At 40.5% G+C, this 15,027-nt stretch carries 9 protein-coding genes and 5 pseudogenes; 12 read left to right on the plus strand and 2 right to left on the minus strand.

Features of this window, described 5'->3' with window-relative positions; genetic code table 11:
• Positions 1 to 122: 122 nt before the first annotated feature.
• From H5300_RS28090 to H5300_RS21730, 10 genes and pseudogenes are all read left to right on the plus strand, one after another.
• Positions 123 to 305 (plus strand): annotated as a pseudogene (locus H5300_RS28090) (ISAs1 family transposase); the annotation flags it as partial.
• A gap of 180 nt (positions 306 to 485) precedes the next feature.
• Positions 486 to 1,652, plus strand: coding sequence for a beta-aspartyl-peptidase (gene iadA / locus H5300_RS21690; protein ID WP_182796883.1), 1,167 nt, complete (start codon positions 486 to 488; stop codon positions 1,650 to 1,652).
• A gap of 8 nt (positions 1,653 to 1,660) precedes the next feature.
• Positions 1,661 to 2,482, plus strand: a complete 822-nt coding sequence (locus tag H5300_RS21695) for a cyanophycinase (RefSeq protein WP_182796884.1) — start codon at positions 1,661 to 1,663, stop codon at positions 2,480 to 2,482.
• A gap of 292 nt (positions 2,483 to 2,774) precedes the next feature.
• Positions 2,775 to 3,591: pseudogene (locus H5300_RS21700) on the plus strand (IS630 family transposase).
• Positions 3,592 to 3,832: 241 nt separating this feature from the next.
• Positions 3,833 to 6,652, plus strand: a complete 2,820-nt coding sequence (gene cphA / locus H5300_RS21705; RefSeq protein WP_182796885.1) for a cyanophycin synthetase — start codon at positions 3,833 to 3,835, stop codon at positions 6,650 to 6,652.
• Positions 6,653 to 6,968: 316 nt separating this feature from the next.
• Positions 6,969 to 7,187, plus strand: a pseudogene (locus H5300_RS28510) (zinc ribbon domain-containing protein); the annotation flags it as partial.
• A gap of 148 nt (positions 7,188 to 7,335) precedes the next feature.
• Positions 7,336 to 9,081, plus strand: a complete 1,746-nt coding sequence (locus tag H5300_RS21715) for a Mur ligase family protein (protein ID WP_220503544.1) — start codon at positions 7,336 to 7,338, stop codon at positions 9,079 to 9,081.
• Positions 9,082 to 9,291: 210 nt separating this feature from the next.
• A complete protein-coding gene (locus H5300_RS21720; protein WP_182796886.1) occupies positions 9,292 to 9,645 on the plus strand; it encodes a hypothetical protein in 354 nt (117 codons plus the stop codon).
• Positions 9,646 to 10,475: 830 nt separating this feature from the next.
• Entirely contained in the window at positions 10,476 to 11,051 is a 576-nt protein-coding gene (locus H5300_RS27730) for a transposase (protein WP_259397903.1), read from the plus strand.
• A 519-nt stretch (positions 11,052 to 11,570) separates the two neighbouring features.
• Positions 11,571 to 11,828 carry a hypothetical protein gene (locus H5300_RS21730; protein WP_182796887.1) on the plus strand — a complete coding sequence of 86 codons (258 nt, stop codon included), beginning with the start codon at positions 11,571 to 11,573 and terminating at the stop codon, positions 11,826 to 11,828.
• Between the two features lie 1,002 nt (positions 11,829 to 12,830).
• On the opposite strand, the pseudogene tnpA reads toward H5300_RS21730, so the two are convergent.
• A pseudogene (gene tnpA, locus H5300_RS21735) lies at positions 12,831 to 13,233 on the minus strand (IS200/IS605 family transposase); the annotation flags it as partial.
• A gap of 55 nt (positions 13,234 to 13,288) precedes the next feature.
• On the opposite strand from tnpA, the pseudogene H5300_RS28095 reads away from it, so the two are divergent.
• Positions 13,289 to 13,495, plus strand: a pseudogene (locus H5300_RS28095) (helix-turn-helix domain-containing protein).
• 421 nt (positions 13,496 to 13,916) lie between these two features.
• Positions 13,917 to 14,036 carry a zinc ribbon domain-containing protein gene (locus H5300_RS28515; protein ID WP_220503545.1) on the plus strand — a complete coding sequence of 40 codons (120 nt, stop codon included), beginning with the start codon at positions 13,917 to 13,919 and terminating at the stop codon, positions 14,034 to 14,036.
• Positions 14,037 to 14,397: 361 nt separating this feature from the next.
• On the opposite strand, the gene H5300_RS21745 is transcribed toward H5300_RS28515, so the two are convergent.
• On the minus strand, positions 14,398 to 14,910 hold the full coding sequence (locus H5300_RS21745; RefSeq protein ID WP_310736181.1) for a tyrosine-type recombinase/integrase: 513 nt from the start codon (positions 14,908 to 14,910) through the stop codon (positions 14,398 to 14,400).
• Positions 14,911 to 15,027 lie beyond the last annotated feature (117 nt).

The following is a 15,027-nucleotide window of genomic DNA, read 5'->3' on the forward strand; positions in this document are numbered from 1 at the left end:
TCTTTTTGCTCACTGGCGAATAGGTATGAAAGGATCGATGGTTTAATGGGAGCGGTATGAGTCGAGAGGCTCACGTACCGTTCTGCGAGGGGCTGCAGGGGAAGTTCCTGCGGTCTACTTTCCTCGTATTCAGAGAAGATGAACTAAAAGTAAAAGACCCAGATGGAGCTGCCCACTTAGCGGCATTTAATCGTGCTGCGTTGAACATGATAAAGCAGGATGAGAGTGACAAAGATAGCTTGGCTGCCAAACGTAGAAAGTCAGCTTGGTCTGGTGAATATTGCTCAAAAATAATCTTTGGCTAATATTTATTCAAAGTGGAATCCCGCCCTGCCTTAAAGGGCGAGACTGCGCCAGCTTGATGTTCAATAATCCATTTATTTTAGGGAGTGGGTCATGTCAATTATTAGTATATCACTGTATATTAAAAAATATCTTTGTGTTCATCGCTAATAGCGCTATCTAATTAAGGTCGTAATAAATTTATGATTTCTCTTTTAAAAAATGTCAATGTTTATGCTCCTTCTTCATTAGGGTTAAAGGATGTTCTGGTTGCATATGGTAAAGTAGTGCAAATATCCCCTTGTGTGAGTGAGCTAACAATACCGAGCAATTGGCCGGTAGAAGTAATTGACTTTGATGGGGCGATATTAATCCCGGGTTTTATTGATGCGCATGCCCATATTACTGGCGGTGGCGGCGAGGCGGGTTTTTCTACTCAAGTTCCCCCTGTTGGGTTAACCGAATTCACGCGTGCAGGTGTAACGACTGTTGTTGGTTTATTAGGGACAGATGATACTACGCGCAGCATTGAAAACTTAATTAGTCGTGTTTATGGCTTACGAGAAGAAGGTATGTCAGCTTACTGTTGGACAGGTGGGTATCATTACCCTTTAACAACATTAACTGGCACAGCGAAAAGAGATATTACATTTTTAGAGCCTGTTATTGGGATCGGTGAGTTTGCCATTAGCGATCACCGCTCAAGCCAACCTACTTTTAATGAAGTGATCAAACTCGCGAGCGAAGCGCATGTCGGTGGGTTGATTACAGGTAAAGCAGGGGTGATTCACTTTCATTTAGGTGATGGTGACCGAAAATTAGCGTTGATTGACAGAGCGCTCAATGAAACAGAAATTCCAGCACGTGTATTTAACCCTACGCACGTTAACCGTAACATACCGTTATTTGAAGACAGCTGTAAATTATTAAAAAAAGGTTGCTATATCGATATCACCGCGTTTCCGAAAGGGACTGCAGCTCCCGGTATTGAAGCTCATGATGCGATTGCGATCGCAGTGAAAAATAAATTAGCATTGGACCGAATTACGGTTAGCTCTGATGGTGGCGGTTGCTTGCCTTGTTTTGATAAACAAGGTGAGTTAACACAGATGGATTTTGGTCGTGCCAGCACATTGTTAGAAACAATACAAGAAACACTAGCATTAGGTATTCCGCTTGAGACGGTTCTACCTATGTTTACACAGAATGTAGCCAACCTTTTGCGCTTAAAAACAAAAGGGCAAATAAGCCCTAGTTTTGATGCGGATTTAGTAGTGTTAAATAAACAATATAAAATCACGGATGTGATGGTAAAAGGCGTTTGGCATAAACGTCACAACCAAACAGTGATTCGTGGAACTTTTGAATAGAGGTAAATATGTGTCCAGCGAAAACAGTTGATGGTAAGAAACGAGGATTTGTGATTCCAGTGGGAGGCGCAGAGGAGCGTATTGACGACCCGATTATTTTACAGCGTTTTGTTAAGTTATGCGGCGGTGATAGTGCGAATATCGTCATTATCCCGACTGCGTCACAGCTTGAAGAAACAGGGCCGAACTATGAAAAAATATTTTCAGATTTAGGCGTAAGCGTTGCAGTGTCGCTGACTATAAACACACGAGAAGATGCCCATTGCGAAGATGTATTAGTACGCTTAGAAAGTGCAACAGGTATTTTTATGACGGGCGGGAATCAGCTCCGTTTATCGACTATTATTGGTGGTACACCTGTTGCACAAAGTATTCGCCGACTGAATGCTTTAGGCGTTCATGTAGCTGGCACATCTGCAGGGGCTGCGATTATGCCTGAACATATGATTGCAGGGGGCGCGACCGGTTCTTTACCTAATGAACAAGGTGTTACTTTTGCTCCGGGTATGGGGCTATTAAGTAAAGCAATATTAGATCAGCATTTTAGTCAACGTAATCGTTTAGGTAGACTGCTTTCCGCCGTATCTTATAACCCTTTTGCTTCTGGTTTAGGTATTTGTGAAAATACAGCTGCTTTTATTGGTCCTGATAATGTCCTAGAAGTTGTTGGCAATGGTAGCATTACAATTGTTGATCCCTCAGAACTACAATATAGTTCGATGGCTGAAGCGCGACGCGGTGATGCCATTACACTGATCGGTATCAAGTTACATATGTTGAGTGACGGTGATAAATATTGTCTTGATACGAGAAAGGCATTTTCCAAGTGATTGGTTTTAAGTCTGAACTTGTGGGCTTTGATATGAATTTTCAAAGCAAAATAAATATACCTTTATGAACTGGTTTTTAAGTAAAAAAACAGGCTGAAGAAAGTATGCTCTGAATTTAATCTGGTAGTGAACACCAAATTACTATTAATGAATAAATCAGAGCATGAATGAATTACTCCCATCACCTTATCCACGTGATCATTGAAGATGCTTGATTTCTCATTAAATCAGGATCATGCTACTCATCATGAAAATTGTACTAACTCCTGAACAAAAGTAACAACTCGAACAGATGCACAATATCGAGCGTGAGCGTCGAGTATGTGACCGTATAAAAGCTGTCTTGCTGGCTTTCGAGGGTTGAGGACAGGTTATGATCTCTCAAGCTCTTCGTATCCATGAATCTACAGTTGCTCGTCATCTTAGTGATTATGTTCTATCTGAAAAACTTAAACCTGAGAATGACGAGACCCAGAGTCGACTTTCTGATAATCAAACGATGCAGCTCATCGAGCATTTGACTGAGATAGCCTACTTTCATACGCGTCAAATCATTACTTACGTCGAAGCGGAATTCGGCGTGAGCTACACCGTTGCAGGCATTAACAAGTGGTTACATCACCAAGGTTTTTCATACAAAAAGCCCAAAGGTGTCCCACACAAGCTAAAGCCTGAAGAGCAGCAAGCATTTCAACGAGGTGCTTAAGTTAAATGATGTGCCTGTGCTTTTCATGGATGCTGTTCACCCAACTTAGTCAACAAAGCTTAGCTTTGGCTGGATCCGTAAGGGACAGGATAAGCTTATTGAAACGACAAGTAGCCGTACTCGAGTGAATCTAATCGGTGTTCTGCGATTGAAAAACATCAGCGCAACGATCACAGATACTTATGAAACGATAGATAGCGAGAGTATTGTTCGCTTCTTTTAGAAACTCAAGAAAGAGTATTATCCACTAGAGCTGTTTTGGAAAATCATGAATGAGCATGTTAGGAACAATATTTATTTCCCCTCCAAAGCAGCATTAACCTCTGCTATCAAAAAGTTTTTCGATGTGAAGTCACCAGAAATTGCAGGTTCACTTGTATCTAGAATTACAGATAATTTTTAGGTACTAATACCTGCATCTTCAAGTTGAACGGGTATATCTCCAAAGTTAAAATCAATAAATCGTTCAACATATGACCACTTGATGTGGGCGCGTATATTTTTTTATGCAAAAACACTAATATTTTAAGGTCAAGCAAGTAATATTAACCTACACTCGTAATTCATTTCTTTAGATATATGGTTATAAATAAGCCTGGTTTGATTTGTAAATTAAACTGTAAATTATAAATGTGGGATTCTGAATGAAAATATTATCAAGTAATGTGTATGTTGGCCCAAATTCTTATGCTCACTTTCCAGTAATCCGTCATGTCATTGATATTGGCATTTTGGAAGAATTACCGTCTGTAAAACTTGGAGATATATTTATAAATGGACTTATTCAAGCATTACCAGGTCTTCAAGAGCATGGTTGCTCATATCGTACTGAAGGCGGCTTTCTTCGTCGTTTAAAAGAAGATGAAGGAACATGGATAGGGCATATTTGGGAACATGTCACATTAGAGTTACAATGCATGGCGGGAACCGAAGTCAGTTTTGGCAGGACAAGAGGTAATGGTACAAAGGGTCATTATAATATGGCTTTTCAATACAAACAACGTGATGTTGGTTTATCTGCTGCTGAGCTTGCTCGTGACTTACTTATTTCATTAATGCCAGAACATATTCAGGCGCAATTAGAAACAAAGTTAGAATCAGACTTTCAATTTGAAGAAGAGCTTTCAAGTTTTATCCGTTTTGCACAACGTAAAGAGTTTGGACCAAGTACACAGTCATTGATTAATGCTGCTGAAGCACGGGATATTCCATGGCTACGTTTAAATAACTACAGCTTAGTGCAGTTTGGTCATGGTAAATACCAACAGCGTATTCAAGCGACTATTACTAGTGAAACAAAACATATTGCAGTAGAAATTTCGTGTGATAAAGAAGATACGCATAATTTATTAAATGATCTAGGGCTGCCAGTGCCACAACAACGTCTCGTTTACTCTGAACGAGAAGCAATACGAGCAGCGCAACGTGTTGGTTACCCTGTTGTATTAAAACCGTTAAACGCAAATCATGGGCGCGGTGTCTCAATCGATTTGAAAACGGAAGAGCAAATCCGCACTGCTTTTGCTTTTGCGAGGGAGCATGGTACTAGCCGAGCAGTATTGGTTGAATCTTTCCTAACAGGTTTAGACCACCGTATGCTAGTGGTAAATGGCGAATTAGTTGCTGTAGCAAAACGAGTGCCGGGACATATTGTTGGTGATGGCGGCAAAACCATTATAGAGCTGATTGATATCGTCAACGAAGATCCGCGTCGTGGTGTTGGCCATGAAAAAGTTTTAACGCAACTTGAACTAGATAATCAAGCAAATCGACTGCTTGAAGAAGCTAATTATACGACTGAAACCGTATTAGCTAAAGGCGAAGTGTTTTACTTACGTTCTACGGCAAATTTGTCAACCGGTGGCACAGCGATTGATATGACTGACTTAGTGCACCCTGATAATAAAGCCATGGCTGAGCGAGCTGTACAAGCTGTCGGCTTGGATGTTGGTGGTGTCGACTTCTTAACCTCAGATATTACCCGCTCTTATAAAGACGTGGGCGGTGGTATTGTGGAAGTCAATGCAGCTCCAGGTTTTAGAATGCATGTAGCTCCAAGTGAAGGAAAGCCTAGAGATGTTGCTGGAAAAGTGATTGACATGCTATTTCCACCGTCTTTACCAACTCAAATACCGATTGCGGGTATTACGGGTACGAATGGTAAAACAACAACCTCACGCATGCTTTCGCATATCCTTAAAAACGCAGGTCATACTGTTGGGATGACGTCAACAGATGGGGTTTATGTTGACGGTCACTTATCTGTTAAGGGGGATATGACAGGCCCAGTCTCATCACAAATTGTGTTACGAGACCCAACGATTGATATTGCCGTATTAGAAACTGCTCGTGGGGGTATCGCCCGCTCGGGTTTAGGTTATTTTGAAAGTGATGTTGCAGCGTGTATTAATGTACAAGAAGATCATTTAGGTTTGCGTGGTATTGATACTCTTGAACAATTAGCTCAAATAAAACGTATCGTAGTTGAAGTGGCTAAAGATTCAGTGGTGCTTAATGCTGATGATCCTCAATGTTTAAGAATGGCCGATTACACTAAAGCGAAACACATTTGTTATGTGACAATGAACTCTGGTCATAGCTTGGTACGTGAGCACATTCGTGCAGGTGGACGTGCATTAGTTTTAGAGAAAGGTATTAATGGCGAAATGATCACTATTTTTGATAATGGTGCACATATTCCGCTACTCTGGACACATTTAATACCAGCAACACTTGAAGGGAAAGCAACACATAACGTGCAAAATGCGATGTTTGCAGCAGCATTGGCTTATAGCTTAGGTAAATCACTTGAGCATATTCAACAAGGTTTAAGGACCTTTAATACAACCTTTTTCCAAGCGCCGGGACGAATGAACGTTTTCGATGAACACCCTTTTAGAGTCATTCTTGATTATGCTCATAATGCAGATGGTATAAGATATATGAGTGAATTAGCAACGAAATTAGAAGTACAGGGGAAGCGTATTGCGGTTGTGACTGGGCCGGGCGATCGCCGAGATGTTGATATTGAAAATATTGCGAAAGCAATTGCAGGTCATTTTGATGTTTATATCTGTAAAGCAGATGACAATAGACGTGGCCGTGGTTTTGATGAAATACCTCAAAAAATTGCTAAAACATTAAAAGAACAAGGCATCGCTGAAGAAAATATTTTTGTAATCGCAGATGAAGTTGAAGCCATAGATAAAGCTTTAGACATGGCAAAACAAGATGACTTAGTTATTGTCTTTGGTGATGAAATCACTCGTTGCTGGAAACAAATTATTCATTTTAATCGTAATCATGAAGAACTAATTGTGGAAGAAGAAAAATCAAATGTGCCATTGGCATTTTTGTCAGATAACAATGAATCCGATTCTTTCGTTTTAGAGTCTGGGATGAAAATTGTTAAAGATGAACGCGGTGTACGCTTGGTTTCTCAATATGATGAAGAAAGTGATTAATAGACATCTTTTCCCATCAGTAGCCTATGGCATTTCAGAGAGGATGTAGTGTATAAGTGTTAGGCTCGAGATAGCCTAACGCTTTACTTACGCTCCACTGGCTAGCACTGCCTGCTCGAAAGCTTTAATTTCAACACTGCATTCAGATAAGATCAAGCTCACTTGAGCATTCAGGACTCGGCTTCCACTGACATATTTGGAGTACGTTTCTGCTATACCACTAAGCTTCATAGATTAACTGGACACGAAGCCGCCTCGCTGGTATTGCTTCTTATTAAAAGCAGGTGTTTAACTAGCTCTTCAAAGAAGTTCTAAAACATGCCACTGTTGCGGTCACAAAATGGAAGAAATGCCCTTATCGGTTCGCATGTGGAATTGTCCCTCTTGTGATACGACAGATATAAATCGGGATCTAAATGCCGCTCTTAATATCCGTGATAAAGGTATTCTAGAATTAAAAGCCGTTGGACAGTCGTTTCTGCTTTATGGAAGCTGCGTAAGACTCGATACTATCGAGCATTGGCTAACGAAATAAGAAGCATCTGCCGATTGAGGGCGGTGAGTAGTCACAAGCTCATTTTGATAACTCTCAAAATAGACAAATTATTTGAGTGTAAAGAATTTAAACCACTAACGAGGAACGCCATTTCCTCGCTTCCCTTTGCGCTTCGGAAGAGGAATCCATGCCGAAAATTAAGATGAAAAATCCAATAATAAAACTAACGTTAGATGATTGCCGCCGTTTAACTGGAAAAAATTTGCTCTGGGAAAAATCTGGATCAATTTTAGATGCATTTGTTGATGGCATAGATAAAAAACAAGTCATAGAGCAGTGGGGGATCTATGCTAAACAATTACTCGAAGCCGTGGGATGGTCAGCTGAAAGTACGATTTATAGAGAATTTGAAGGTGGTGTAAGTTTAGCTATTAGTGCGCCAATAGATGCTTTATATGCCGCTTGCGAATTGAATGAAGCCGCGTGGGATTTGACATGTGCTCATTTTATTCCCGATATTCTTATGCACAATGGTGTTGGGGGGGAGGGCGTTATTGATGTTGAAATAATGATTGCAACTATCAAACAGTCAATCGCTCAAGAAGTAAACCCTGAATTGCTGCACCTTATTGAATTGGCGAAAAAGCACCAGGTTCCCTATCTTGTCGATGATGATGATGTGTCGCTAGGGTATGGGAAGTACTCTAAAACGTGGCTAACAGATAACCTTCCCGAACCAAAATCGATTGTCTGGCAAGAGCATCAAAGCTTACCTGTAGCGATGGTAACTGGTACCAATGGTAAGTCAACCAGTGTACGTATTATGTCTCAAATAATAAAAGCCGCGGGGAGTTGTTGCGGTGTCACATCGACTGATTTTATTCGTGTTGGTGAAGATATTATCGATTATGGTGACTACTCTGGTCCTGGTGGTGCAAGAATGTTACTACGCCATCCAGACACTGAATTTGCTGTTTTGGAGGTAGCTCGTGGTGGCATGTTACGACGCGGGTTACCCGTTGATAACGTTGACGCTGCACTGATAACAAATGTAGCAGAAGATCACTTGGGTCAGTACGGTATCAATACGGTGGAAGCGCTTGCTAAGGTAAAAGCAATAGTTGCTAAAGGCTTAAAGAGCGGCACTTTAGTCCTTAATGCAGATGATCCATACTTAGTTGAACTTGCACCCTCATTCATGGTTGAAAAATGCTGGTTTTCATTGAATGAAAACAATACTGTTTTACAAAAACATCGAGCAAATAAAGGGGCTATTTGCTTTCCTCGTGGCGATAAGCTGATTTATAGTGATTCATTACAAAATGAAACGACCTTAGTAGATGTTAACGATATCCCAATGACTTTAAATGGGGCTGCGAAGCACAATATTCAAAATGCATTAGGTGCGATAGGGTTAGCGAAAAGCTTAGGTATTGAAGATACAGCCATCACTCGTGCGCTAGTTTGTTTTTCAAGCGATGTCAATGACAACCCAGGTCGAGGTAATCAATTTGTAATCAATGATGCAAAAGTTATCATGGATTTCGCGCATAACGTACACAGTATGGATGCAATGGTAAGTACAACAGAACATATGCCTGCTGAGCGTAAATTCCTAATGCTGAGTTATGCAGGTGACCGTAGTGATGCGGATATCATCAATATGACGATATCAGCTTTAAAAATGAAAGCTGATATTCTTGTCATTGCTGAGATTAGCGATTATTTAAGAGGCAGGCTATTCGGAGAGGTGCCGGGGATAATTGCAAGTACTGCGGAAAGTAATGGAATGCCGGCTGAAAATATCATTTTTAGCAGTGATCCTGTTGCAGGTAGTAAATACATTATAGAGCGGTTGCAGCCAAATGACTTAGCGTTACTCATGGTGTTATCGCAACGTGATGAGGTTGTTGAGTTATTACAGGCTACATAGTCACCTTTGCTTATGAATTACTCCCATTAAATTAAAGATTATAATGGGAGCTTCTTATCAATGACCTGCAGCACAACAAGGCTTGCCTGCTAAGATTGAAAGTATAATTTAATTGTCCGTGAGGTTGCTTAAGGAGGTTAGTACGGTATTTAATTTACAGCCTCCTTCGTGAAGGGAAGGGGCTCATTTAGGATGAGTTCGGAGAGTGGTATGACATCAATACGAACGAATGATAGTCAGCTTTATTCACCTGCGCTAATGAACGTAGAAGCTACAAGCGCTAAAGTTGAAAAGACGACACCTGTTAAGGTTGAACAAAACACCGTAAAGCTTTCTGATGAAGCGAAAAACCTATTGTCTGCACTTCAAGAAATAGATAAAGAAGCAAAGAGAGCGGAAGTCAAAAACGAGACGGTTACAGATAAGGTTGAATCTTTCGCTCATGGAGCATTAGGCATTGGCCACCCTGACAAGGTTAAAGAAGAGGTAGATAGTTCTTATTCGGTAGGGCAGTACTTATCCGCTGCGGTTAGTGTTGGTGGGCTCCTTCTTGCTGTTATCTAACTTGGCTCTTCGGCGTTTCAAGTGGGTTTCAACATATTATAAGCAGCTGGGCTCTCGACTATGTAGTTCGTCGTGATTTCTATAACCTCAACTGATTGAATTGAAAAGCCCTTTGAGCACTGCCACGCTCAAAGGGCTTAAACAAACAACCTGACATTTATTATTTGTTTTAACCAAACTTATCAAGTTGGTTATAACCTAAAAGGCTTTGAAATGGTATTAGGTACCAGCTACAACACTTCAAAGTTTGAGTATTTATGCTATAACAACACAACTATAACATTATTTTTAACAAACTGCTATACGCATAAACATATTTAGTCTGTTTGGTTAGATACTGAACAGTCATTCTGTGATGAAATGTAAGAGGATGCTTTAGCTATTTTGTCGTCAAAACTGTTTCTCCCCGCGCTAATCAGCTTCGCTGCCACAGGTTGGAGCTTCTTATATTGCTAACAAGAACAATCCCTAGTTCAACACACTTTCTTGGGTAGTTCGCAAGAGGTTCCACCCTGACTTTACAGCTCCCTAGACCAGTCCGAAGGTTTTTATTTAATCGACTATCAACTAATTTTGCCATGTAGTTGAGCTGATTTCTTACGTAACTTGTCGCGGCTTTGTACATGTAAGGTAGACATGCTCCATTTGGGAAGTGTAATGCTCTGCGTTTGACGGATAATAAAGCTCTGCATCTAAAGTCTCACATTTACCGTAAGCATGGTGTCACATTGAATCCTAAAAAGGATATCAAGCCATTACTTGCAGTTACCAAGAAATAACGAAAGTATCACTGGTTGAAGCAATATGACTCAATTGCTTTGCAACAATCAATGATCAACCTTCACCAAGCTTTTGATAATTTTTTTAACCCAAAGCTGAAAGCCAAGTACCCACAATTCAAACGTAGACACGGCAAGCAATCTAGTTATCGCTGTGTTGGTGTTAAGGTTCTTGATGGTGCTATCAAGCTACCCAAGATGAAGCCAGTTCGAGCCAACATCCATCGTGAGATCATTGGTAAGGTGAAAAGTATTACTCTCAGTTTGAGTAAAACAGGTAAGTTTTATGCGTCCATCCTTGTGGATGATGGCGTTGAAACGCCTAGCTTGATTAACCCAATCGATAAAGCCACAGGTATTGATTTGGGGTTATCACACTTTGCTATTCAATCGAACGGCAAGCACCTTGTTAAACTCGCTCAGTGGTACGCCAGCTCTAAAACATATCACTGTTGCAGTCATAAAATGGAAGAAATGCCACTATCAGTTCGCAAGTGGGACTGTCCCTCTTGTGGCACTACAGATATAGATCGGGAGCTAAATGCCGCTCTTAATATCCATGATAAAGGTATTAGCGGCTGGACAGTCGTTTCTGCTTATGGAACTGAGCATTGGCTAACGAAATAGGAAGCATCGCCCAACGGGGGGGGTAGTCACTTCTTGCTTCATGAAAAAGAGCTTGGTTAGGGCCTGAAAAACTCTATTGGGTGATTTGTGCCCGATTAGGTGAAGAGTAGTAAATAACGTTTAAGTATTTAATGGACACTAGAGATGTATGTTTTTTCAGCTATTTTTTGCAGCAAACACTCTGCTCGAAAGGACGACTAAAAGCGTTTACTCCTTGTTTAGGAGGATTTTCGTAAAATAACTAGGCTCCCCCCACGCTTGCCGAGATTAAAACGCTTTTATCTCGAACGAAATTTAACCGAGAACGGTCAATATGCCTTACTCACCTCGAACTAATGCTCTATATTCCCCTGCTTTTTTAGATTTATAGTTCTTATATTTTTGGTTGATTAGTTTTAAGTTTGTTTATTTCTTTATTTTTATGGCAATACTCCATTTGGTATAAAGTGTGATAGTAGTCAGGGTTCATTAGTTAATGTGTCGCTATTCTTGGAACAGTCGTGAAGAATTGGAACCGATATGAAAGAAAATCACTTATTAAAAATCTTTTACAAAACTAGTAATGGAGCTGGAGTAGAGCTCGCCTCACTGAATGAAGAGGGGCATATGAAATCCATAGCGCAGTGGTTGCTGGTGAAAAGAGATACAAGCAAAACATCTTTTTTTGTTGCTCTGTGTGATCTAGAGGGGGAGTGTATTGATGCTAAATATGTTTCTGATATTACGGTTGCAAGGTTATTAGAAGATTGGGGCGTGCCACTTCTTATTGCTGACTAATTTTATATGGTATGTTCTGATTGATAGTTAATTTCATGTTTCGCTTCACTAAGGTGAATTTCAGAAGGCTCTCCAGGAGTGTCTGGGTACTTAGCGTAACAAAGCTAAAGCGGTGACCAAAATCACAAAAAGTTTAAGCTGAAGTGTTGGCACTTCTCCACGGGTAACCTGTAGCCTTTTTATCCGCAGACTAAAATGTAGCTTTTGCTTTGGCAAAGCGAAACACTTTAGGGTTAATAGGGAGCTTTATTAATATACCGTAGGTTACTTTAGCTCGAAATCACTGTTAGTGAACAATAATTCAATTACTTATTTAAGGGGATGTAGCGCAATGTTTCTACGTCACTGTGTTGGACTTTTTAGCGTTGAATCTAATAGTTTGGTGTCACAAAAACAGTAGGCAGACTCGCTATCTATACAATTCGGTTAGGTGAAAATGAACGAATCCATATTTTGTCTGATAAAGCAGACTACTTGCGATAAAATTAAAAATATTGAACAAATCCCATCGTTTCAGAAAACAGCTTTGCTTGAGACTGTTGAGCAAGTCACCTGCCTTGAGGATTTTATTATGATTAATGACACTATTAAAAATTTAATACGACTAGAGGGAATTCGTCGTGCAAGGCGATTTCAATTTAATCAAGAATTAGTCTAGATCCAGAATCGACTTATTCAGCATTTACGCAATGGTTGAGAATTGAAACGATTGCAGAATACGAAAGAAAAATGCAAATAATCGAGGAGCATGGCCTTGAGGATGTAATCGTTCATGGCCAAGCTGTTAAAAGCAATTACCAACGTCGTAAATATTGTCTTGGCTCCTTCAGGTTGGTCAAACATTTGATACAGTGCGACAACAAAAGAGGTGATTGTTACACATAAAGATCAATGTGATGTACCAGTCTCTTACCTACTTAAGTGATGGTGTGCGTAATATGTTGGGAATGGTCGCTGATATAAGCCGAAATTGCGATAGCAATTTAAGACTGTGTTGATGGCGGTAGCGACATAAGCTCGAAGTGTATCAATCGTTGCCCCGCCTACACTACAAGCAAAGTAAGACCGTGACCATAATGCTGAACTCTTACTTTATCTTGTCAGATGCGTATTTTGCAATCTTAACATTCGTGATGATATCGCTTTAAGGTTATTTACCATCGTGCTTATCGCTAACTTTGGCGGGTAGGAAATCAGTAAATGGATATGATCTTCCTTTCCGTCCATTTCTATCAATTCACATTCAAGTTTCTCACAAGATGATTCTAGCGCCTTGCTCAGTCATGATACCAGTAAGCAACTTGCGCCTGTACTTTGTAGTAAACACAAGATGGACAACTAATTTACTAACGCTATGGCGTTTTCTGAGATAATCTTGAAGTAGTTCTTTGTTGTGCACACTCACTCTAAAAAGTACTTGAAACTTTTGATTTACAATTATTATACAGATGAGCACTGAAATGTTAAGAGCAACCAAAGTACGCATTTACCCGACAGATGATCAAGCTGAATTTTTAATGGCTTAGTTTGGTGCTGTGCGTTTTGCATATAACAAAGCTCTGCATTTAAAGTCTCACATGTACCGCAAGCATGGTGTAACACTGAACCCTAAAAAAGATATAAAACCATTGCTTGCGGTCGCCAAGAAGTCTCGAAAATACCACTAGTTAAAGCAATATGATTCAATCGCTTTACAACAGTCGGTGATCAATCTCCATCAAGCCTTGGATAACTTTTTTAATCCAAAGTTGAAAGCCAAATATCCATTGTTCAAACGTAGGCATAGCAAGCAATCATTGTGTTGGTGTGTTGGTGTGTTGGTGTGTTGGTGTGTTGGTGTGTGGGTGAGTTGGTGTGTAGGTGCTAGGTGGAGAAATTAAAGTTCTGAAAGCGAGGCCAGTAGAGGCTAACATTCACCGTGAGATTACAAGTATCGGTCTAGGCTTATCTCACTTTACTATAGATTAAAACGCTCGCGATGAATGTCAACATAGATTATCTCGAACACGCGTAGACAAGCCACAAACTAGCAAAACACATAGCAGATGCCTCATGGCATAGCTTTGTTGTTAAGTTGGGGAGTACAAGTTGAAAGAGCAAGGTAAACATCTTGTGAAGCTAGAACAGTGGTACCCCAGCTCTAAAACTTGTCATTGTTGCGGTCATAAAGTGGAAGAAATGGATTTATCGGTTCGCAAATGGGACTGACTATCTTGCGGCACAATGGATATAGACCGCGACTTAAATGCCGCCCTTAATATCCGCGATAAAGTCATTCTGGAATTAAAGGCGGTTGGACAATCGTCTCTGCTTATGGAAGCAGCGTAAGTCTCGACACTATCGGGCAACGGCTAACGAAATAAGAAGCATCGCCTGAGAAGGCGGTGAGTAGTCACAAAGTTCCATTCAGCTGTCAGGGCTGTGTGTGGTCAGTTGGGTGAGCAGGTTATCCAAGAGTAATGCCCAAATATATAGACAAGTGTTATGAAGATTTTATGTTTTGGATAAGCCATACTCAGTAGGATAAAAAACAGGAGCTTAGCTTAACAGCCTCCACTTACGTTGTTTACTAGTTGCTATTCGCTTGCATTATAAACTCACTCCACCAGCTCATGATTTCTTTCCTTTGTTCAAAAAAGTCGGAGCGATTATAGCTCGCTCTTGTCGTATTTTTGTCCATATGCGACAGGCAAGCTTCGATGTGAAGTGTATCGAATCCTTGTTCGTGTAAAGCAGTAGAGGCAATGGCTCTTAATCCATGTGCAACAAGTTCATCTTTAAACCCTAAACTACGCTTTAATGCTGCATTAGCAGTAAAGATGCTTAGGTGACTTTTTGGATTTCGTTCACCGGGGAAGACGAATTCTTTACCTCCACTTTGAATCCTGATCTTTTCAAGAACACTAATTGCTTGTTTGGTGAGAGGGACTCTGTGTTCACGTCTACGCTTCATTTCCTCAGCAGGTATGGTCCAGCGTTGGTTTTGTAAATCGATATCTCTCCAGCGTGTTCTAGCTGCTTCTTTTGGGCGGGCGATAGTATGTAATTGCCATAGTAGAAGTAGTTTGGTTTTATTGCATATTCCGGAGCAATCCGACCACCGATTCCGGGATTATCCGGACATTCATTCCGTTTTAATCCGGACACCATTTCCGGGATAAACCAGCCAAATTTCCACGAACTCCGGAATCACTGTCCG

Origin of the sequence: Vibrio sp. SG41-7 (assembly GCF_014164465.1) — a bacterium.
In the GTDB taxonomy this organism is placed as follows: domain Bacteria; phylum Pseudomonadota; class Gammaproteobacteria; order Enterobacterales; family Vibrionaceae; genus Vibrio; species Vibrio splendidus.

Excerpts from the sequence above, each read along its gene's own strand:
- H5300_RS21720 (WP_182796886.1), top strand. The coding sequence starts at position 9,292 with ATGACATCAATACGAACGAATGATAGTCAGCTTTATTCACCTGCGCTA.
- H5300_RS27730 (WP_259397903.1), top strand. The coding sequence starts at position 10,476 with ATGATCAACCTTCACCAAGCTTTTGATAATTTTTTTAACCCAAAGCTG.
- iadA (WP_182796883.1), top strand. The coding sequence starts at position 486 with ATGATTTCTCTTTTAAAAAATGTCAATGTTTATGCTCCTTCTTCATTA.
- H5300_RS21715 (WP_220503544.1), top strand. The coding sequence starts at position 7,336 with ATGCCGAAAATTAAGATGAAAAATCCAATAATAAAACTAACGTTAGAT.
- H5300_RS21730 (WP_182796887.1), top strand. The coding sequence starts at position 11,571 with ATGAAAGAAAATCACTTATTAAAAATCTTTTACAAAACTAGTAATGGA.
- cphA (WP_182796885.1), top strand. The coding sequence starts at position 3,833 with ATGAAAATATTATCAAGTAATGTGTATGTTGGCCCAAATTCTTATGCT.
- H5300_RS21695 (WP_182796884.1), top strand. The coding sequence starts at position 1,661 with ATGTGTCCAGCGAAAACAGTTGATGGTAAGAAACGAGGATTTGTGATT.